The organism is Streptomyces sp. NPDC048420 (assembly GCF_040651535.1).
GTDB lineage: Bacteria > Actinomycetota > Actinomycetes > Streptomycetales > Streptomycetaceae > Streptomyces.
On sequence record NZ_JBEZKG010000039.1, the window covers coordinates 45,980 to 65,822 of the forward strand.

Annotated in this window: 20 protein-coding genes; 7 read left to right on the forward strand and 13 right to left on the reverse strand. The window is 69.3% G+C overall.

Annotation, left to right across the window (positions count from 1 at the left end):
- Positions 1–3: 3 nt before the first annotated feature.
- Positions 4–363, reverse strand: coding sequence for an NADH-quinone oxidoreductase subunit A (locus AB0D34_RS42815; RefSeq protein WP_007383963.1), 360 nt, complete (start codon positions 361–363; stop codon positions 4–6).
- A gap of 734 nt (positions 364–1,097) precedes the next feature.
- Here AB0D34_RS42815 and AB0D34_RS42820 point away from each other — a divergent pair.
- Positions 1,098–1,904, forward strand: a complete 807-nt coding sequence (locus tag AB0D34_RS42820) for a C40 family peptidase (protein WP_362672489.1) — start codon at positions 1,098–1,100, stop codon at positions 1,902–1,904.
- Positions 1,905–1,979: 75 nt separating this feature from the next.
- Here AB0D34_RS42820 and AB0D34_RS42825 read toward each other — a convergent pair whose 3' ends face one another.
- Positions 1,980–3,794, reverse strand: coding sequence for an FAD-dependent oxidoreductase (locus AB0D34_RS42825; RefSeq protein WP_362672492.1), 1,815 nt, complete (start codon positions 3,792–3,794; stop codon positions 1,980–1,982).
- Between the two features lie 88 nt (positions 3,795–3,882).
- Between AB0D34_RS42825 and def the strand changes: the two genes are divergently transcribed.
- On the forward strand, positions 3,883–4,530 hold the full coding sequence (gene def / locus AB0D34_RS42830) for a peptide deformylase (RefSeq protein WP_362672494.1): 648 nt from the start codon (positions 3,883–3,885) through the stop codon (positions 4,528–4,530).
- 105 nt (positions 4,531–4,635) lie between these two features.
- Here def and AB0D34_RS42835 read toward each other — a convergent pair whose 3' ends face one another.
- On the reverse strand, positions 4,636–5,922 hold the full coding sequence (locus tag AB0D34_RS42835) for a geranylgeranyl reductase family protein (protein WP_362672497.1): 1,287 nt from the start codon (positions 5,920–5,922) through the stop codon (positions 4,636–4,638).
- Positions 5,923–6,055: 133 nt separating this feature from the next.
- On the opposite strand from AB0D34_RS42835, the gene AB0D34_RS42840 reads away from it, so the two are divergent.
- Both AB0D34_RS42840 and AB0D34_RS42845 read left to right on the forward strand, forming a co-directional pair.
- Positions 6,056–6,580: a GNAT family N-acetyltransferase gene (locus AB0D34_RS42840; protein WP_362672499.1), complete on the forward strand. Its 525-nt coding sequence runs from the start codon at positions 6,056–6,058 to the stop codon at positions 6,578–6,580.
- 110 nt (positions 6,581–6,690) lie between these two features.
- Positions 6,691–7,011 carry a PASTA domain-containing protein gene (locus AB0D34_RS42845; RefSeq protein ID WP_362672534.1) on the forward strand — a complete coding sequence of 107 codons (321 nt, stop codon included), beginning with the start codon at positions 6,691–6,693 and terminating at the stop codon, positions 7,009–7,011.
- Between the two features lie 40 nt (positions 7,012–7,051).
- Here the strand turns inward: AB0D34_RS42845 and AB0D34_RS42850 are convergent, their stop codons facing one another.
- From AB0D34_RS42850 to AB0D34_RS42870, 5 genes are all read right to left on the reverse strand, one after another.
- Complete coding sequence (locus AB0D34_RS42850) at positions 7,052–7,747, reverse strand: demethylmenaquinone methyltransferase (RefSeq protein ID WP_362672502.1); 696 nt, start codon at positions 7,745–7,747, stop codon at positions 7,052–7,054.
- Between the two features lie 22 nt (positions 7,748–7,769).
- Positions 7,770–9,014: an acyltransferase gene (locus tag AB0D34_RS42855; RefSeq protein ID WP_362672505.1), complete on the reverse strand. Its 1,245-nt coding sequence runs from the start codon at positions 9,012–9,014 to the stop codon at positions 7,770–7,772.
- The gene (locus AB0D34_RS42860; protein WP_362672507.1) at positions 9,014–11,290 is read right to left on the reverse strand and encodes a bifunctional polysaccharide deacetylase/glycosyltransferase family 2 protein; all 2,277 of its coding nucleotides are present in this window, start codon (positions 11,288–11,290) and stop codon (positions 9,014–9,016) included. The genes AB0D34_RS42855 and AB0D34_RS42860 overlap by 1 nt, the downstream gene beginning before the upstream one ends.
- 17 nt (positions 11,291–11,307) lie before the next feature.
- Entirely contained in the window at positions 11,308–11,709 is a 402-nt protein-coding gene (locus AB0D34_RS42865) for a hypothetical protein (protein WP_362672509.1), read from the reverse strand.
- A gap of 139 nt (positions 11,710–11,848) precedes the next feature.
- Positions 11,849–12,034, reverse strand: a complete 186-nt coding sequence (locus tag AB0D34_RS42870) for a hypothetical protein (RefSeq protein WP_362672512.1) — start codon at positions 12,032–12,034, stop codon at positions 11,849–11,851.
- 10 nt (positions 12,035–12,044) lie between these two features.
- Here AB0D34_RS42870 and AB0D34_RS42875 point away from each other — a divergent pair, with 10 nt between their 5' ends.
- Positions 12,045–12,836 carry a chitinase gene (locus AB0D34_RS42875; RefSeq protein ID WP_362672514.1) on the forward strand — a complete coding sequence of 264 codons (792 nt, stop codon included), beginning with the start codon at positions 12,045–12,047 and terminating at the stop codon, positions 12,834–12,836.
- Positions 12,837–12,927: 91 nt separating this feature from the next.
- Here AB0D34_RS42875 and AB0D34_RS42880 read toward each other — a convergent pair whose 3' ends face one another.
- The 5 genes from AB0D34_RS42880 to AB0D34_RS42900 all read right to left on the reverse strand — a co-directional run bounded on the left by AB0D34_RS42880 (position 12,928) and on the right by AB0D34_RS42900 (position 18,478).
- Positions 12,928–13,467, reverse strand: a complete 540-nt coding sequence (locus tag AB0D34_RS42880; RefSeq protein ID WP_362672515.1) for a hypothetical protein — start codon at positions 13,465–13,467, stop codon at positions 12,928–12,930.
- Positions 13,468–13,474: 7 nt separating this feature from the next.
- Positions 13,475–14,674: a cyclic dehypoxanthinyl futalosine synthase gene (mqnC, locus tag AB0D34_RS42885; protein WP_362672517.1), complete on the reverse strand. Its 1,200-nt coding sequence runs from the start codon at positions 14,672–14,674 to the stop codon at positions 13,475–13,477.
- A 459-nt stretch (positions 14,675–15,133) separates the two neighbouring features.
- The gene (locus AB0D34_RS42890; RefSeq protein ID WP_362672519.1) at positions 15,134–15,859 is read right to left on the reverse strand and encodes an A24 family peptidase; all 726 of its coding nucleotides are present in this window, start codon (positions 15,857–15,859) and stop codon (positions 15,134–15,136) included.
- Positions 15,856–17,598 carry a serine/threonine-protein kinase gene (locus tag AB0D34_RS42895; protein ID WP_362672521.1) on the reverse strand — a complete coding sequence of 581 codons (1,743 nt, stop codon included), beginning with the start codon at positions 17,596–17,598 and terminating at the stop codon, positions 15,856–15,858. The genes AB0D34_RS42890 and AB0D34_RS42895 overlap by 4 nt, the downstream gene beginning before the upstream one ends.
- Positions 17,599–17,629: 31 nt before the next feature.
- On the reverse strand, positions 17,630–18,478 hold the full coding sequence (locus AB0D34_RS42900; protein WP_362672523.1) for a menaquinone biosynthesis protein: 849 nt from the start codon (positions 18,476–18,478) through the stop codon (positions 17,630–17,632).
- 285 nt (positions 18,479–18,763) lie between these two features.
- Between AB0D34_RS42900 and AB0D34_RS42905 the strand changes: the two genes are divergently transcribed.
- Entirely contained in the window at positions 18,764–18,967 is a 204-nt protein-coding gene (locus AB0D34_RS42905) for a cold-shock protein (protein WP_003992177.1), read from the forward strand.
- Positions 18,968–19,113: 146 nt separating this feature from the next.
- Positions 19,114–19,752 carry a class I SAM-dependent methyltransferase gene (locus AB0D34_RS42910; protein ID WP_362672525.1) on the forward strand — a complete coding sequence of 213 codons (639 nt, stop codon included), beginning with the start codon at positions 19,114–19,116 and terminating at the stop codon, positions 19,750–19,752.
- Positions 19,753–19,843: the final 91 nt, after the last annotated feature.

Sequence of the window (19,843 nt, forward strand, 5' to 3'; positions counted from 1 at the left end):
CCCTCAGTCCCATTCCAGGCCGCCGCGCCGCCATACGTACGCGTACGCGACGAAGACGGTGAGCACGAAGAGCAGCATCTCCACGAGCCCGAAAACACCCAGGGCGTCGAAGGTGACGGCCCAGGGGTAGAGGAAGACGATCTCGATGTCGAAGACGATGAAGAGCATCGCCGTCAGGTAGTACTTGATGGGGAAGCGCCCGCCGCCGGCCGGCGTGGGGGTCGGCTCGATGCCGCACTCGTAGGCCTCGAGCTTGGCCCGGTTGTACCGCTTCGGACCGATCAGCGTGGCCATGACCACGGAGAAGATCGCAAAGCCTGCCCCGAGGGCTCCCAGTACGAGGATGGGCGCATAGGCGTTCACCGCTCCTCGCTCCTCTCAGTCGGCACTGACTGCTGGCGATGGCATCGGACTCACACCCGACTCATACGTCCCTGTGACCTCCGTCCGTCCCGACGAAGATCGCGAACATGTGAAGCAGGTCACAAGCCCAACTCACCCGCATCCTATGCCCGCCGGTCTGTGATCTGCGACACGGGGTATTGCACAAGCTTTGTGATCTCCACCACCTGACGAAGGATCATGAAGGCGGATCAGCGGTGATCTTCGTACGTGAAGCGTCCGAGTGATCACCAGAGGTGACATTTCCGCTAGCCGGCGCAGGTCGGGAGAGGCGTCTCCATATCAAGAGAGTTCCCCTGCATGCAAATTGGCGCTGGACGCGACTGCTTGGTAGTGCGCCGCATTCACACATCAGTAGGAGGGGCGAGGCCGGATGTGGACGCGTGCACACATTCACGAGCGGCGACCCCCTCCGGACGCACGCATCGCCGTAACCGTTGCGTGACCTCCGCCACACGCGTGAGAGCTCCCCATGAAGGGGGCTTGGCCAACTGCCTCAACCGATGGTAGATGCGGGGCAATTAGGACGGAACAACGAAAAGCCATGATCACAGGCTTGATCACGTGCGTCCGCAATGTCCGTTACGGCGTCAATAAAGAGCGGAGCAGCAGGGATTCGGGCCGTCGATTGAACAACTGTGGCGCAGCCCACGTTTCTTGAAGGTATGGAGGAGCCCCTGATACCAGTTGGTCCCATGTCCCACACCGCTCACATACGCAGCCACCGGAAACCCCGCCGCAGCGCGACGACTTCGATCGCCGTGCGTGCCGGAGTCGCCGGTGGCGTACTCAGCATGGCAGCGGCGGGCGCGTCGGCTCAGGCGTTCGCCGCCGAGTCGACGACGCAGACCCTCGAACTGCCCACCCTCTCGGCCGACCTGGGCAGCCAGGTGGCCGAGTCCGCCGACGCGATGCAGCAGGCAGCCGCGAACTACCAGCTGCAGGCCGAGCGTGACGCGGCCGCCGCAACCGCCGCAAAGCAGGCCAAGGCGGACCTCGCGGAGGCCAAGAAGAAGGCCGAAGCCAAGAAGAAGGCCGAGGAGGCACGCAGGGCCGCCGCCGAGGAGGCCGCGTCCCGCAGCTCCGCGCGGGCCACCCTGTCCGCCTCGGCGAGCGCCAGTGTCTCCACGAGCTCGTCCACGGCCACCGGTTCGGCCGCGGCGGTCATCGCCTTCGTGAAGGCGCAGATCGGTGACGCCTACATCTCCGGCGGCACCGGCTCCGGGGGGTGGGACTGCTCCGGCCTGGTCCAGACCGCCTTCAAGCAGGTGGGCATCGACCTGCCGCGCGTCTCGCAGGACCAGTCGACGGCCGGCACCCAGGTCTCGCTGAGCAACCTGCAGCCGGGCGACATCCTGTACTGGGGTAGCGCGGGCAGCGCGTACCACGTGGCGGTGTACGTCGGTGACGGCATGTTCGTCGGCGCGCAGAACCCCTCGACGGGTGTCGCCGAGAAGCCGATGTCCTACGACCCGCCGACCGGCGCGGTGCGGGTGCTCTGACACCGGTAGCACAGCCAGGTAAGGGCCGCAGCCGCTCGGGGGCAGCGGCCCTTCCGACTCATACCGGGGCGAAACTCACCCCAGGTCGAAGGTGTTGGGCAGACCGAGGCGGTGGCGCACCTCGTCGACCCGTTTCAGGGGTTCCAGCTCCGGGGGCCGGTAGAGCTCCCACACCCGGCACCGCTCGGTGTCCGAATGGTCCGCTTCCAGCAGCGCGTTGACCGCGAGCCGGGCGGACTCGTTGGCGCCTTCCATCGACGCCAGGTCCACGTCCGTGCGGATGTAGTCGCCGGCGAGGAAGAGGTTCGGGACCGCTGTGCGCGCCGAGGGGCGGTTGTGGAGCGTGCCCGTGGGGTGGACGAGGAGCTGCTCGCGGTTCTGCGGCTCGGGGCCACCCAGACCCGTCACAGCCGGGTCCATGAACCAGCCCAGACGGTCCTCGTCCCGCAGGGTCGTCCTGCCGGAGTCGTTGAGACCGTCCTTCAGTTGGGCCCAGAGCTCGGCGACGACCTCCTCCTTCGTGCATTCCTTGGCCGTCTTGCCGTACAGGATGCCGGGCTTGTCCCACTCCGAGATGATCGCCGAGAGGCAGTCCCGGGCCCGTCCGTCGCCGTAGTCGCGCGGAAAGTCCCGTCCGTCCCAGAACTGCGCCTGTCCGACGCCGGTCACCGACCAGGGTGAGTCGAGGCAGTTGATGTGGCCGTGCACGACCGGTGTGGGCGTGCGGAGGTAGAACATCACCCCGGTCATCCAGTCCGTCTCCAACGCGTCGCAGCGCGCGAGCTGCGGGTCGGCCGCGCGCAGGGCCGGGCCCCACGTCACGCGCGCGTGCTCGACCGGGAGGGCGCAGACGTAGTGGTCGGCGGTGACGGTACGGTCGTCGCCGCCGTCGCGGGCCGAGACGTGGACGCCGGTCACCCGTCCGCCGTCGTAGCGGATCTCGCGGACCTGGGTGCCGAGGACGAACTCGACGCCGAGGGAGCGCAGATGCCGTTCCCAGGGGTCGATCCAGGCCTCGCTGGTGGGGGCGTTCAGGACGCGGTCGATGTCGGCGTCGCCGTCCATGCCGCGGCCGAGCAGGCCCCACAGGAGGAGGGCCTCGATGATGACGCGGCCGACCGTGCGGGTGGAGGCGACCTCCGCGCGGGTGGCGACGAGGTTGCGGGTCTGGCCGATGCCGAGGAGCGTGCGGTACTCCTCGCTCATCTCCTCGGCGCGGATGAAGTCCCACCAGGCGACCTTCTCCCACTGGTCCTCGCGGCGGGCGTCGCAGCTGGTGAGGTGGACCAGGAGACGGTCGGCGAAGTAGGCGGCCTCGTGGGCGGGCAGGCGGGTGCCGAGGTCGAGGACGGAGAGGATCTGGTCGCGGATCCAGGACGGGGTGAGATCGCCGGGGGCGGGCGGGGTGGTGACGCGGCGCAGCGGGAAGTGCAGGTCGGGGCGGCCGCCCGCGCGGGCGAACAGGGCCTCGGTGCCGCTGCGGAGGTTGTCGTGGACGCCGTTCGCGTTGCCGGGGAAGGGGATGCGGCGCAGGGTGTCGGGCAGATTGCGGTAGAAGCCGGGGAAGAACCGGAAGCCGTGCTCGGCGGGGAGGTCGGCGCGGCCGCCCGTGCCCGTTCCCGGGGCGGGCATCGAGCGGGCCTTGCCGCCGAGGGCGTCGTAGTACTCGTAGACAGTGACGGCGTAGCCGCGTTCGGCGAGTTCGTGGGCGGCGCTGAGACCGGAGACCCCGCCGCCGAGGACGGCGACGCGTGGGCCGGACGGAGCGGCGACCGCCCTGCCCGCCCCCACGGTGCCTAACGCGACCGCCGCTCCCCCGGCCCTTGTCAGGAACCGTCTGCGGGTGTGGCCGGTCTGCTGCTGGGGCTGTTGGATGTGTTCTGTTGTCATGGGCAACGGAGGGTAGGGAGGGGCTCCGGAGGCCGGAACCCCGTTGCCCGACCGCCCACAGCATCCTCACACCACAGGAGAGATCACCATGCCCAGTGTGTTCGTCCAAGGCAGGCCCGCCGACGCGTATCCACGGCTCGCTCCCGAGGCCCGACGCGGCAAGGTCCGCCGTATCACCGAGGCCGGCGAGGAGATCCTGCACAAGCCGTGCCGGGACGTGACCGAGTTCGGTCCCGACCTCTCCGCGCTGATCGACGACATGTTCCTGACGATGTACATCGCGGAAGGGGCGGGCCTCGCGGCCAACCAGGTCGACGTCGATCTGCGGTTGTTCGTCTACGACTGCCCGGACGACGACGGTGTCCGGCATGTCGGGCACATCGTCAACCCGGTCCTCGACCGGCTCGACCCGGCCGGGCGCAGGCTGCTCGACGACGGCGAGGGGTGTCTGTCGGTGCCGGGCGCCGTCATGGACGTACCGCGTCCGGACCGGGCCGTGGTGCGCGGGTTCGACAAGGACGGCGAGCCGCTCGTGATCGAGGGGACCGGGTACTTCGCGCGCTGTCTGGAGCACGAGACCGACCATGTGAACGGACGCGTGTATCTCGACCGGCTGACCAGGCGCGAGCGCCGGGACGCGCTGCGGCAGGCGGCGGACCGGCGGGACGAGGTGTTCGCCCGCCGGGCTGCCAACATCGAGGCGCTGAAGGGCGGTCAGGGCACGGTCAGCGCCTGAGGGAGTGGACCAGTGCCCACACCGACACCGCGATGAGGATGACGAAGACAGGTAGCGCGACCCCTACGTCCATTCCTCCACGGTGCTCCGGTCGAGGGGCCCCTGTCACGCCTTCGGCGCCACCTTGCTCAGCCCGTTGATGATCCGGTCCATCGCGTCGCCGCCCGTGGGGTCGGTGAGGTTGGCGAGCATCTTCAGGGTGAACTTCATGAGCACCGGGTGGGTCAGCCCGCGCTGGGCCGCGATCTTCATGACCTTCGGGTTGCCGATGAGCTTCACGAAGGCGCGGCCCAGCGTGTAGTAGCCGCCGTAGGTGTCCTTCAGCACGCGCGGGTAGCGCTGGAGCGCCATCTCCCGCCCCGCGGGGGTGGAGCGCGCCTGGGCCTGGACGATGACGTCGGCGGCGATCTGGCCGGACTCCATGGCGTAGGCGATGCCCTCGCCGTTGAAGGGGTTCACCAGGCCGCCGGCGTCGCCGACCAGCAGCAGGCCCTTGGTGTAGTGGGGCTGGCGGTTGAAGGCCATGGGAAGCGCGGCACCGCGGATCGGGCCGGTCATGTTGTCGGGGGTGTAGCCCCACTCCTCCGGCATGGAGGCGCACCAGGCCTTCAGCACCTCGCGCCAGTCGAGCTCCTTGAAGGAGTCGGAGGTGTTCAGGACGCCCAGACCGACGTTCGAGGTGCCGTCGCCCATGCCGAAGATCCAGCCGTAGCCGGGCAGGAGGCGGTCCTCGCCGGGCCCGCGCCGGTCCCACAGCTCCAGCCAGGACTCCAGGTAGTCGTCCTCGTGGCGGGGGGACTCGAAGTACGTCCGTACGGCCACGCCCATCGGGCGGTCCTCGCGGCGGTGCAGGCCCATCGCGAGGGAGAGCCGGGTGGAGTTGCCGTCGGCGGCGACCACCAGGGGCGCGTGGAAGGTGACTTCACGCTTGTCCTCGCCCAGTTTCGCGTGGACGCCCGTGATACGGCCCGTGCGGTCGTCGGTGATCGGGGCACCGACGTTGCACCGCTCGAACAGCCGCGCCCCCGCCTTCTGGGCCTGGCGGGCGAGCTGCTCGTCGAAGTCGTCGCGCTTGCGGACGAGGCCGTAGTCCGGGAAGGAGGCGAGATCCGGCCAGTCCAGCTGGAGGCGCACACCGCCGCCGATGATCCGAAGGCCCTTGTTCCGCAGCCAGCCGGCCTCTTCGGAGACGTCGATGCCCATGGCGATGAGCTGTTTCGTGGCACGCGGGGTGAGGCCGTCGCCGCAGACCTTCTCGCGCGGGAACTCGGTCTTCTCCAGGAGGAGTACGTCGAGTCCGGCCTTGGCGAGGTAGTACGCGGTGGTGGAGCCGGCCGGCCCCGCGCCGACGACGATGACATCGGCGGTGTTCTCGGACAGGGGCTCGGTCACGGCGGGATCTCCCCAAGCTCGGATCAAGTTCGGACACAGGTACGGAATCAAGTTCGGAATCCGCGTGCCGACCGGCACTGGACATGGGCAGTCTATTCAGCAGAATTGATCACCCGGCTGAAGGGCTGCCCCAGTGAACCGAGCTCTGCCCGTAGTACGGCTGCGCGTCCCCACCGACGAGGACGCGCTCGCCTGGCACAGGATCTTCGACGACCCGGACGTCATGGAGTTCCACGGCGGGAAGCCCGCGGAGCTGTCCGTCTACGAGGAGCTCACCGCGCGCCAGCGCCGGCACGACGCCGAGCTGGGATTCTGCCTGTGGACCATGGTCGACGAGAACGGGCAGGTCATCGGCTTCACCGGCGCCCAGCCATGGCCGCGGGACTGGGGACCGGTCGGTGAGATCGAGATCGGCTGGCGGCTCGGGCGGGACTACTGGGGCAAGGGGTACGCCACGGCGGCCGGGCAGATGACCCTGGAGCGGATCAGGGCGGCGGGCGTCACCGACGTGGTCGCGATGGTCAGACCCGGAAACGAACGGTCGATCGCGGTCACCAAGCGGCTCGGAATGGAGCTCGCGGAGACCTTCCCGCACCCCCGGCTCCCGGAGGACGCACTGTGCTTCCGGCTCCCCCTGCGGAAATCTCACGCACGGTAGCGGACTGCTACAGAACGAAACCCGGCACTTCCGGCCGGTGCGAGGCCGGAGTTACCCTGCCAGTACCGCTGGGGGTGACATCTGTGCACATAACACCCAAGACGCCCGAAGTGCGCGTACCGCGTCTGGTCGGACTCATGGCCATGGACGCGCGCGAGTCGGCCCAGGCGCAGGGTCTGTTCATCAACGCGCCGGATCGGAAGGACTTCCACCTGGCCGTCGTCGACTATGTCGTACGCCAGTACCCGCAGGCCGGGGCGGAGGTGCCGCGGGACTCGGTGGTGTACGTCTGGTTCGACCGCGGCCCGGGTGAGGGCGGTGGAGGCGTCCATGAACCCCGCGTCCCGAAGCCCCCCAGGGGTGGCCTCCAGCGCGAGCTGGACGAGCCGGGCGACCCGTACGCCGTGCGCTGTACGACGGGATTCGGCTGACGCGGGCCGAGGCTTGCACCAAGGCTTCCCGGAAAGCCGCTCAGCTCTCCTTGACGCCCCGGTGCAGTGCCACGATCCCGCCCGTCAGGTTCCGCCAGGCCACCTTCGACCAGCCCGCCTTCTGGAGGCGTTCCGCCAGGGCCGGCTGGTCGGGCCAGGCGCGGATGGACTCGGCGAGGTAGACGTACGCGTCGGGGTTGGAGGAGACCGCGCGGGCGACCGGCGGCAGGGCGCGCATCAGGTACTCGGTGTAGACGGTCCGGAAGGGCGCCCAGGTCGGGTGCGAGAACTCGCAGATCACGACCCGGCCGCCGGGCCTGGTCACCCGGTACATCTCGCGCAGTGCGGAGTCGGTGTCCTGGACGTTGCGCAGCCCGAAGGAGATCGTGACGGCGTCGAAGGTGTCGTCCTTGAAGGGCAGCTTGGTCGCATCGCCCGCGGTGAACGGCAACCAGGTGTGCTTGCGCTTGCCGACCTGGAGCATCCCGAGCGAGAAGTCGCAGGGCACGACGTAGGCGCCGGTGCGGGCGAAGGGCAGCGACGAGGTGGCCGTGCCCGCCGCCAGGTCCAGGATCTTCTGGGCGGGGCGGGCGTCGACGGCCCTGGCGACCTCCTTGCGCCACACCCGGTCCTGGCCGAGCGACAGCACGTCGTTGGTCAGGTCGTACCGTTCCGCCACGTCGTCGAACATCGAGGCGACTTCGTGCGGCTGCTTGTTCAGGGAAGCGCGGGTCACCCGCCCATTCTTGCAGCCGCCCTCACGAAGAGACCCGACGCCCTCCCGGCAGTAGCTGCGGCTTCTTCTTCCCGGCCACGTCCTCCACCCACCCGCACACCAGCACGAAGACCGCGATCAGCACCCACCCGACGCCGAACATGAACCACTGGCTCTCCAGCGGCAGCCACTTCTCGAACGCGGGCACGTTCCAGAACCGGTCGATCAGCGGCACGGCGAGGATCAGCGCGATCTCGTGCCACAGGTAGATCGTCACCGCGCGGGAGTTGAAAACCGTGACGATCCGGTCGGTGCGGCGGAAGCGGGTCAGCCACGCGAAGTCGATCCCGAAGTACGACTTGGCCCACATCAGCAGCATCACGTACCCGGCGGACCAGAAGGCCTGCGCGAGGGGGATGTCGTCGAGGTCGTACGACCCCGTCTCGGCCTGGTGGGTGAAGGCGTACCAGCCGCCGAAGCCGATCGCAGCGAACGAGAGCAGGACGACGGCGAACGGCTTCAGCCGCTCCAGGACCCGGTCACGGTGGGCGAAACCGAGGATCCAGCAGAACAGAAAGGTGGCGAGGTCGGTCAGCGCGCTGCCGAGGCGGTCGTCCGGGGGCTCCCACAGGAAGTGGAAGACCACGATCGGGGCCAGGGACAGCAGCAGCACCGGCACCGGGGCCAGCCGGAAGACCTTCAGCAGCAGCGGGGAGAGCAGGACGAACCAGAGGTAGGTGCGCAGGTACCAGAGGATCTCCCAAGCCTGGACGGCCCACTGGTTGCCCGGCGGATCGCCCAGCGGCACGACCCAATAGACGATCTGCCAGCCCGGCATCCAGTCGTGGATCAGCATCGCGAGCACCACGAAGACGCCCCAGAACCAGAACGGCGGCAGCAGCCTGCGCATCCGGCTCTTGACGACCGTGAACGCCGGGCGCTCCAGGGACTTCGCCATCAGCGTGCCGGCCAGGGCGAACATGATCCCCATGGAGGGGAAGACCATGCCCGCCCAGGCCCACCCGAAGGTGTGATAGCTGACGACCCGGATCAGGGCGACGGCCCTGAGGGTGTCGAAGTAGCGGTCGCGGCCGGAGGGCCGAGACGGAGGCTTCTCCTCCTCCGCCTCGGCGTCAGCGGAGGCTTCGAGAACCGGTGGCTCGATGTACACCTGCGGCTGCGCATACGGCTGCTCTGCGTACCCCGAGTACCCGTACTCCGGGCCGTACCCCTGCTGCCGGTACCTCTGCTGGTATCCCTCCTGGCACCCCTGCTGCTCCCAGCTCATCAGCCCACCCCCGCCGGCGTGCCGACCTCGCCGGTCCGCTTCAGCTTCTGCCAGCGCAGCCGGCCGCCGGTGAGGGCGGTGATGCAGGAGTGGATGAGGACGAGGTACATCATCTGGCGGTAGGCCAGCTGCTGGAGCGGCATCATCAGCAGATAGCGGTGTTTCTCCTTGTCGAGGCGGAAGGCGTACGCCGCGCACACGAGCTGGACGCCCAGGACGGCGAGCCACGCGTACAGCGCCGCCTGGAAGTCGACGAAGATCATCGAGTAGGCGGTGAACACGTCGATCAGCGGGGCGAAGACCGGCGTGACGATCTGGAAGATCACCACCAGGGGCATGCCGACCCGGCCGAAGCGCCCCGAGGGACCCTTGTCCGTGAGGGACTTGCGGTGCTTCCACAGCGCCTGCATGGTGCCGTACGACCACCGGTAGCGCTGCGACCAGAGCTGTTTCAACGACCCCGGCGCCTCGGTCCACGCGCGTGCGTGCTCCTGGTACACGACCCGCCAGCCCTGCCTGTGCATCGCGATGGTGATGTCGGTGTCCTCGGCGAGGGTGTCCTCGCTCATCCCGCCGACCTGCAACACGGCTTCCCTGCGGAAGGCCCCGATGGCGCCCGGGATGGTGGGCATGCAGCGCAGCAGGTCGTACATGCGGCGGTCGAGGTTGAAGCCCATCACGTACTCGATGTGCTGCCAGGCGCCGATAACCGTGTCGCGGTTGCCGACCTTGGCGTTGCCGGCGACCGCGCCGACCTCGGGGTCGGCGAAGGGCTGCACAAGCTGCCGTACGGTGTCCGGCTCGAAAACAGTGTCGCCGTCCATCATCACGACGATGTCGTGACTGGCGCTGCGGACACCGTTGTTGAGGGCGGCCGGCTTGCCCGCGTTCTCCTGGCGGATGACCCGGACGTTGGTCATGCCGAGCGAGCGCGCCGCCTCGCGGGCGATCTCGGAGGTGCCGTCCGAGGAGCCGTCGTCGACGACGATGACCTCGATCGGGTGGGTGCTCTTCGCCAGCGACTCCAGGGTGTTGGCGATGCACTCCTTCTCGTTGTACGCCGGGACGATCACGCTCACCGGCCGGGTGACGGTCGGCCCCCAGGTGAAACGGCGTTTGTTGCGCTGTCCGTAGTGCCGCCGGGCGAGGATCAGCATCATCCCGAAGCGGCCCATGACGGCCACGCCCACGATCACGAGTCCGACCGACAGCGTGGGCACCGTCAGCTCGGCGACGGCGACGGCGGCGACGAGGGCCTTGCCTTCGTAGAGGGTTGTGCCGGTGGCCTCGCGGTGCGCGGCCTGGAGGCGTTGGGCGTTCGTCAGTCCTTGAGACTGCCGGCCGGTCACGTTTCCGCCTCCCGTCTGCTGCCGGCCCTGCGGACCGTTGCTCGCGTTCTGCGTCTCCAGCACCCCGCTGATGGTGGTGAAGGTGTAGCCCTGCGCCTTCATCTTCTCGATGTACTCGGGCAGCGCCTTGATCGTCTGCTCACGGTCGCCACCGGCGTCGTGCATCAGCACGGAGGCACCCGAGGTCCCGGACGGAGTGGCCCACTTGACGATCTTCGAGACGCCCGGCTTCTTCCAGTCGTCGCTGTCGGTGTCGACGAAGACGCTGGTGTAGCCCTCCTCGCCGAGCTTCTTGTAGACGGGCCAGCTGTAGTTGTCGATCGCGTCCGTCTCCGAGGAGTACGGCGCCCGGAACAACGTGGTGGTGATGCCGGCCGCGCCCGCGAGGGCGAGCTGCGTCTGGGTCATCTCGCGCCGGATACGGGCGTCGCTCTGGTAGGAGAGGTCGACGTGGGTGAAGGTGTGGATGCCCACCTCGTTGCCCTGCTCGACCATGTCCTTCACGATCGACGGGTAGCGCGAGACCATCGAGCCCACCACGAAGAAGGTCGCCGGGACGTCGTACTTCTCCAGGATCTCCAGGACCTGGGGCGTGTACGTCGGGTTGGGGCCGTCGTCGAAGGTGAGCGCGATCGTCTTGGAGGGGACGGAGGTCGTCGTCGCCTGGCCGCCTCGGAAGCTGATGATCGGTCCGCCGTTCAGGATCTTGTCGGGGACCTTGCTGGAGCTGGCGCCGTCGCGCACCCGCTGGTCGCCGCCGACCTCGGCGCGCAGATAGCCGTCGAGCAGCATCACGCTGGTCAGGCCGAGCAGGAGCAGCAGGGCGAGGATGACCCGCGGTTTCTGCAGCGCCGCGGCCTTGCCCGCCGCCCGCTCCATGCGGGTGGGGGCACGCCGGCGGCCACGGGAGGGCGTCGTCGTGGTCATGTGGTGGGCCGTTCGGGTCAGTTGGAGGCCGCGGAGGCGGTCGCGGTCGGGGCGGCGCTCGGCGGAGCGCCCGTGGCGGTGCCCGTGGGCGGGGTACCGGTGGGCCGGGTCGGCGGGGTGCCGACGCTGCCCTGGGGCTGGAAGCCGCCGGGGCCGGAGTTCGACGATCCACCCGGTCCGCCGTTCCCGAACGGGATGAACGAGGACGTGGTGGAGACGCCGATGCCCATGAAGGCGAGGCCCAGCACGACGGCGTAGCCCAGGGACAGGACACCGAGGAGAAGACCGATCCGGCGCAGCATCTTGGAGCGGCGTCCGGAGTTGTCAACGAACACGGGTCCCTCGGCGGGCCCGTTACCGCGTTTGCGGCGGCGACCGCGCACGTCGGTGTGGTTCTCGATGGCAGGCTCGGAATGCATTCCCCAGACATTAGGCAGTCTTTATGTGCCCACATGTGGCGTTCTTGTGAGGCGCATATGAGAAACCGCTTATTCTGTCTATTTCCTGAGAGCTTGTCAGAAACTCAGGCAGGTGTGAGACATTCGCTCTCCAGAGAAGTCACGAGAGCGGGTGCGTGTGCATGCGGAGTTTCCTGAAGCCGATGGCCGCGGTCACTTGTCTGTTCGCCCTGGCCACGGCGGGGTGCTCCTCCGAGTCGGGCGGCACCTCCACTGCGTACGCGCCGTACGTCAGCGCGGACGAGGCCTCCGACAACGACTCCGCGGGCTCGCCCTCGGTGTACAACCTCGCGTTCGTGATCGCCGACGGCAGCGACTGCACGCCGAAGTGGAACGGCACCAAGGCCATTGGTGACTCCTCCGTCAAGTCCCGGATCAGCGCGTTGAAGGGGGACGGGGCCGAGGTGCGGGTGTCCTTCGGCGGGGCGTCCGGGAAGGAGCTGGCGGAGACCTGCTCGACGGCGGCGAAGCTGGCCGCGGCGTACGGGGCCGCCCTGGACGCGGCCGGTTCCTCGCTCGCCGACTTCGACATCGAGGGGGACGCGCTGACCGACTCCGACTCCGTGGATCTGCGGTCCGAGGCGATCGCGTTGCTGCAGAAGGAACGGAGTGACCTCGCCGTCTCCTTCACGTTGCCCGTGATGCCGTCCGGGATCGACGACGACAGCGTGGCGTTGCTGGAGTCCGCGAACAACAACTCGGTTCAGGTGTCGACGGTCAACATCATGACGATGAATTACGGGGAGTCGTACGACGGGGACATGGGGGATTACGCGATCACTTCGGCGAAGGCGGCGCAGGCGCAGCTGAAATCGATCTTCGGTACGTCTGACGCCACTGCGTGGCGTGCTATTGCGCTCACCTCGATGATCGGGACGAATGATGTGGACGGGGAGACGTTCACGTTGTCCGATGCGGCTCAGGTGCGGGCTTTTGCCGAGTCGAGGGAGGTGGCTTGGGTGTCGATGTGGTCTACGTTTCGGGATCAGCAGTGTGTGGAGGGGGACTCTGATGAGGATGATGCGTTGACCAATTGCAGTGGGGTTTCTCAGGCTGCGGGGGCGTTTGGGGAGGCATTGGCCGGTTGAGTTTCGGGTGCGGGCCGGTGGGGACTTGTCGCGCCCGCGCGGCGGAGCCGCAAATCGATACGGCCCCGCGCCCCTAAAAACCTAGAAGCCTCTACCTGCGCCTGTGCAGCAGGCGGCCCCTGATCACCGTTGCCACGCATTCCGTTGTGTCGAAGACCGCGAAAGTCGCTTCCGTGCCCGGGATCAGGGGTGTCTCTGTGAGCCCGTGCTCGATCGTCAGACCCGACCTGTGTACGGCGTCGATCACCGCGGGGCGTCGCAATGGGCCCACCACCGCCACCGTGCCCTGCGCCAGCAGTCGCTGCACCCCGCGCCGCGCGCTCGCACCCCACCGCGCGTCCGTCATGTCCAGTGCCTTCAGCGCCTCGCCCGTGAGGGGTTCGTCGCCCAGGTCCTCACGCGGGTCCGGGTGGTAGGACTGCTCCAGGATCTCCGGGCCGTGCGGGTCGACCAGGCCCGGGGTGAGAACTCCCGGCCAGCGGCGGACCCTTGCGGACGGGTGGGCGGCCGCCAGGTCGTCGTACACCTCTACGGCCGCGATCTGCCGGCCCTCGACCAGTACCGCCCCGCCGGGCAACGGAGGTCTTCCGTCGCCCGGGGTCAGCTGGTCGGCGGTGTGGATCGTGAGCATCTGCGGGCTAGTTGGAGGTGAGGATCTTCAGCTCGGGGTGGGCCGTGCCGCCCTCGATCGCCGTGGAGGAGATGTGGGACATCACGCGCGCGTCGACCGGGTCGTTCGCCGGGTCGTCGTGGACGACGAGGTGTTCGTAGGTGGTGGCGCGCTGGGCCGGGACTCGACCGGCCGTACGGATCATGTCGATCATTTCCTGGAGGTTGGAGCGGTGCCTGGCGCCGGCCGCCGAGACGACGTTCTCCTCCAGCATGACCGAGCCGAGGTCGTCCGCGCCGTAGTGCAGGGTGAGTTGGCCCGCGTCCTGGCCGGTGGTGAGCCAGGAGCCCTGGATGTGGGCGATGTTGTCCATGAAGAGCCGGGAGATCGCGATCATCCGCAGGTACTCGAAGATCGTGGCCTGGGTGCGGCCCTTCAGGTGGTTGTTCATCGGCTGGTAGAGGTACGGGATGAACGCGCGGAAGCCGCCCGTGCGGTCCTGTACGTCACGGATCATCCGCAGGTGCTCGATGCGTTCGGCGTTGGTCTCGCCGGTGCCCATGAGCATGGTGGAGGTGGACTCCACGCCCAGGTTGTGGGCGGTCTCCATGATCTCCAGCCAGCGCTCACCGGACTCCTTGAGGGGCGCGATGGCCTTGCGGGGGCGCTCGGGGAGCAGCTCCGCGCCGGCGCCGGCGAAGGAGTCGAGACCGGCGGCGTGAATGCGCTGGATCGCCTCCTCCACGCTCACCTTGGAGATACGAGCCATGTGCTCGACCTCGGAGGCGCCCAGCGAGTGGATCACCAGCTGGGGGAAGTTCTTCTTGATGGCGGCGAAGTGCTTCTCGTAGTACTCGACGCCGTAGTCCGGGTGGTGGCCGCCCTGGAACATGATCTGGGTGCCGCCGAGTTCGACGGTCTCCGCGCACCGGCGCAGGATGTCGTCCAGGTCGCGGGTCCAGCCCTTGTCCTTGGCGGTGGGCGGGGCGTAGAAGGCGCAGAACTTGCACGCCGTGACGCACACGTTCGTGTAGTTGATGTTCCGCTCGATGATGTACGTCGCGATGTGCTCCGTGCCCGCGTACCGACGGCGGCGCACCGCGTCCGCGGCCGAGCCCAGCGCGTGCAGCGGGGCGTCCCGGTAGAGGTCGAGCGCCTCCTCCGGAGTGATCCGCCCACCCTCGGCGGCACGGTCGAGGACGGACTGAAGGTCGGCCTTCTCGCTCACCGGGGCGTGCCTTTCGTCAAGGGTTCGGACGGTCTCGGCCAGCCTACGCCAGCCCTGTGACAAGCCCGACCTCAGCCCGCGGGACGCTGCGCTCGGCCGGGACAGACACGACGACGGCCGGGACAGCGACCGCGGGTCCATCCGGGCTCGCCCCCACCGGCCGCGGAACGGCGACCGGTCCGCCGGGCCCCCGCCTACCCCCCGACCCCAGCCCGCGGGACACTGCGCTCAGCCGGGACAGACACGACAACGGCCGGGACAGCGACCGCGGGTCCATCCGGGCTCGACCCCACCGGCCGCGGAACGGCGACCGGTCCGCCGGGCCCCCGCCTGCCCCCCGACCCCAGCCCGCGGGGCACTGCGCTCGGCACAAACGGGCGCGACGGTCAGGGCAGTGGCCCCGCCGGTTCCGGCACCGTGGCCGGTGGGCCGGTCCACCGAGACCCCGCGCGCCCCGCCTCAGGCCGCGTACGCCCCCATCAGCAACCCCGCATACGCCCCCGCTATCAGGAACGGCCCGAACGGGATCGCCGTCTTGCGCCCCGCCCTGCCCACCAGCACCAGGACACCGCCCCAGAGTGCGCCGAGCAGGAACCCGGCGAAGGTGCCGAGGAGGACGGTGTCCCAGCCGTACCAGCCCAGGACCGCCCCCGCCCCGAGGGCCAGCTTCACGTCGCCGAAGCCCATGCCGCCGGGGTTGATCCGCCACAGCACGTAGTAGCCGGCGCCGAGCGCGAGGGTGCCCAGGGCGGCGTTCGTCCAGTGGCCGGTGTGCTCGGGCACGAATGAGACCACCCCGAGGAGGGCTAGCGCGGCGGCCGCGAGGGGCAGCGTTAGCGGGTCGGGCAGCCGCCGTACACGCAGGTCGATGGCGGCCAGCAGGACGCCTGCCGGAGTGAGCAGCAGCCAGACCCCGAGCTCCGGGCGGGTGCCGGTGGCGGCGGCGAGGGCGGCACAGAGGAGCGCGGTGACGGTGGAGAGGACGGCGGCGCCGGAGCCGTACGCCTGCTCCTCGCACCGGCCGCACCGCGCCCGTCCGAGCCACCCGCCCAGGGGGTGCCCGCCGGGGCAGGTCGTCCGCCACGGCTCCTCCGACGGGACGGAGAACCGGTACGCCGCGCGCGGCAACAGCGCGCCCGTCGCCGCTCCCCACACCGCGGCGACGGCGACGATCAGCCCGGTCACTCCCCGACCTTCGACATCCGTGCCTCGGGGTAGCCCTCGGCCTCGCTCTCCGACGTGTACTTCAGGTCGTCGCCGACCGCGGTGAGGCGGACCGTGTGGGCGGCGGGGTTGCAGCCCGCGTGGTTGTCCTTCGCGCCGACGGCCGTCGTGACGAGCTCCGTGTCCGTGACCTTCTTCAGAGTGAGGACGTCGGTGCAGACCGCGCCGATCACGTCGGTCTGGCGCAGTCGGCCCAGCTCCTGGCCGACGCTCACCTTCTTGACCGTGATCCGGAAGGTACCCATCGGGACGGTCCCGTCGAGGCCGCTGCCCTGGCCTTCCCAGGTGCCGAGGTAGCGGGCAGGTACCTGGGAGGGTCCGCCCGCAGGCTCACTGGACTCCGCCGAGGCCGACGGCTCGGAGGGCGACGGGGCAGAGGCCGAAGGCTCGGACGTCGGCGCCGGGGAGTACGCGTCGCTCCCGGGCGGGGAACTCGCCGAATCGTCGTCGCCCCGCCCCGGCAGCAGGTCGAACACGAACACCGAGCCCACGGTCACCGCGGCCAGCGCCCCCGCGACCGCGAGCGCCACGGTGCAACTCAGCCGACGGCCACGGCCGTTGTCGCCGGAGGTGGAGGTGGCGGCCACGGACACGGAGAGCCGGCCGGGCCCGGGCCGCCCGTCCGAGGGCACCACCGTCTCCTGCGGCGCCGCGTCCCGGGGTTCGGGCACGAAGGGAACGCCCGTCGGCCCCGAAGGCACACCCGGCGGCACCGAGGGCACGGACACCGGCATCACCGGCGCCGGCCCGAACGCCCCCACCGCAGGGCTGCTGAACCCCACCGGCCCCGAAGCCTGCTCCCCCACCGCCTCAAGATTCAGCAGCTGTACGGCACTTCGCCCCACCTGCTCGACCAGCGCCCCCGGCAGCCACCCCGCCGCCACCAGCCGCGCCGCCCCCTCGGGAGCGAGCCGCCGGGCCACTTCTCCCGGAGTCGGCCGTTCCTGCGCCGACTTGGCCAGGCAGGACTCGGCGATCTCCCGCAACTCACCGCTCAGCGATCCGAGTTCGGGCTGTTCGTGCACCACCTTGTAGAGGAGGGAGGCGGAGGAGTCCCCCGGGAACGGCGGCACTCCCGTGGCCGCGAACGCGAGTACCGCGCCCAGGGAGAAGACGTCCGCCGCGCCCGAGATGCCCTTGCTCAGGATCTGTTCCGGGGACATGTAGCCGGGCGAGCCGATGGAGACGCCGGTGGAGGTCAGCGACGCGGTGCCGTCCGTGGCGCGGGCGATGCCGAAGTCGATGAGGAGCGGGCCGTCGACGGTGAGCAGGACGTTGGAGGGCTTGACGTCCCGGTGGACGAGCCCCAGGTCGTGGACCGCCGCGAGCGCCTCGGCGAGGCCCGCCCCCAGCACTCGTACGGAATGCTCGGGCAGCGGACCCCCGTCCGCGACCGCCGAAGCCAGGGACGGGCCCGCCGCGTACCCCGTGGCGACCCACGGCACCGCCGCCTCCGGGTCCGCGTCCAGGACCGGCGCGGTCCACGCCCCGCCCACTCTTCGCGCCGCGTCGACCTCGCGCCGGAAGCGGGCGCGGAACTCCTCGTCGAGCGCGAAGTGCGGGTGCACGATCTTGACGGCGACCGTGCGGCCCCCGGCGCTGCGGCCGAGATAGACCCGGCCCATGCCACCGGAACCGAGCCGGCCGAGCAGCCGGTAGGGCCCCACGGTGGTGGGTTCGTCGACTCCGAGCGGCTGCATACCGGCCTCCCCCATAAGGTTTGGATGCAGGTTAGGGCTGGAGCAGTTCCACCTTCACGTCCCCGGGGAAACCCGTCGTCGGACCGACCCGGCGCGCGAACTCCGCGACCGCGGCCAACTGCGGTGCCCCGAAGCGGAAGTCCAGGGTCGTGAAGTACTTCTCCAGGACCTCCTCGTCGAAGGCCTCCCAGCGGGCCGCCTGCTCGGCGACCTTGCCGACCTCGTCGAGGGAGAGGTTGCGGGAGGAGAGGAAGGCCTCGTGGACGCGCCGGGTGATCACCGGCTCGCGCTCCAGGTAGTCCCGCCGGGCCGCCCACACCGCGAAGACGAACGGCAGCCCGGTCCACTCCTTCCAGAGTGCGCCGAGGTCGTGCACTTCGAGGCCGAAACGCGGCCCGTCGAGGAGGTTGGCCCTGAGGGCCGCGTCTCCGATGAGTACGGCCGCCTCCGCCTCCTGCATCATCAGGCTCAGGTCGGGCGGGCACGTGTAGTAGTCGGGCCGGACGCCGTAGCGGTCGGCGAGGAGGAGCTGGGCGAGGCGTACGGAGGTGCGCGAGGTCGACCCGAGGGCCACCCGCGCTCCGTCCAGCTCGTCCAGCGGGACCTGCGAGACGATGACGCAGGACATGACCGGGCCGTCGCAGCCGACGGCGATGTCGGGGAAGGCGACCAGGTCGTCCGCGTTCTTGAGGAACTCGACCAGGGTGATGGGACCGATGTCGAGGTCTCCCTGCACCAGCCTCTCGCTGAGCTTCTCCGGGGTGTCCTTCGTGAGCTCGAAGTCGAGGAGCGTGCCCGTCCTCGCGAGCCCCCAGTACAGGGGCAGGCAGTTCAGGAACTGGATGTGGCCGACGCGCGGCCGGGTGCGAGAATTGTCCACATCGCGACACTAGACCCCTTGGAGTACGCTTCGGACTCCGGCCCCGATGTCAACCCTTTTGCGATCTTCAAACATCCGGGTGACGTGATCTTGGCCTCTATTGCTTTCGGCTGCCCGCGTGCTAGGCTCGCCGCAAGTTGCAGTTTGGTTTCCCTTGCAGTACAGAGCCTGCGGAGCATGTAACCGCAGGCTCTAGTCGTTTTCAGAAGAATGCAGTTGTGCGGCACTGTTTTCACACTTGCAGGTTCTGGAGCAGGGCAACCCTTTTGGGCCCAAGGAGGGCTTATGGCTACCGGAACCGTGAAGTGGTTCAACGCCGAAAAGGGCTTTGGCTTCATCGCCCAGGAGGGCGGAGGCCCCGACGTCTTCGTCCACTACTCCGCGATCAACGCGAGCGGCTTCCGTTCGCTGGAGGAGAACCAGCAGGTCTCCTTCGACGTGACCCAGGGCCCCAAGGGCCCGCAGGCGGAGAACGTCACCCCCGTCTGAGCGATCCTGACTCCGAGGTGATCCTGCCTCTGATCCGGACCTGAAAGCAGTACCCAAGGAGCCCCGCGCCGCACGGCAGCGGGGCTCCTGCCTTTTGCGCACAGGCGCGGGGCGATTGTCAGTGGCGGTGGATAGGGTCGCGCGCCATGACCGACACCGACTTCGTGACCGCCACCCGTACCTTCTACGACGCCGTCGCCGAGAGCTACTCCGAGCAGTTCCGCGACGGGCTCGACGACTCGCCGCTGGACCGGGCGGTGATCGACGGGTTCGCCGGGCTCGTGGGCAAGGACGGGACGGTGGCCGACCTGGGCTGCGGGCCCGGGCGGGTCACGGGACACCTCGCCTCTCTCGGGATGTCCGTCTTCGGGCTCGACCTGTCGGAGTCGATGCTGGCGATCGCAAGGCGGGAGAACCCGGGGCTGCGGTTCGAGCATGGGTCGATGCTGGAACTGGACCTTCCGGACGGGGCGCTCGCGGGCGCGCTGTCCTGGTACTCGTCCATCCACACCCCTGTGGACGCACTTCCCCGCCTCTTCGCCGAGTTCTACCGGGTCCTCGCACCGGGAGGCCACCTGCTCGTGGCCTTCCAGGCCGGCGACGAGGACCGGCATCACGACGGGCCATGGGGACACCCCGTGGCGCTGACCTTCCTCAGGCGGCAGCCGGAACAGATCCTCGGGCTGCTCCGGGCTGCCGGGTTCACGCTCGTCTCGCGGACGGTGCGCGAACCGGCCCGTGGGGAGGTGTCCCAACAGGCCGCACTGATCGTCCGGCGGGACTAGGGCCTGTCCGGCGGATCAGGCCGGCTCCAAGGAACGGCGCCTTGTCAGCGCAGGTGAGCGGGGTCTGGTGCGTGCAGCTGCAAGGCGGAGG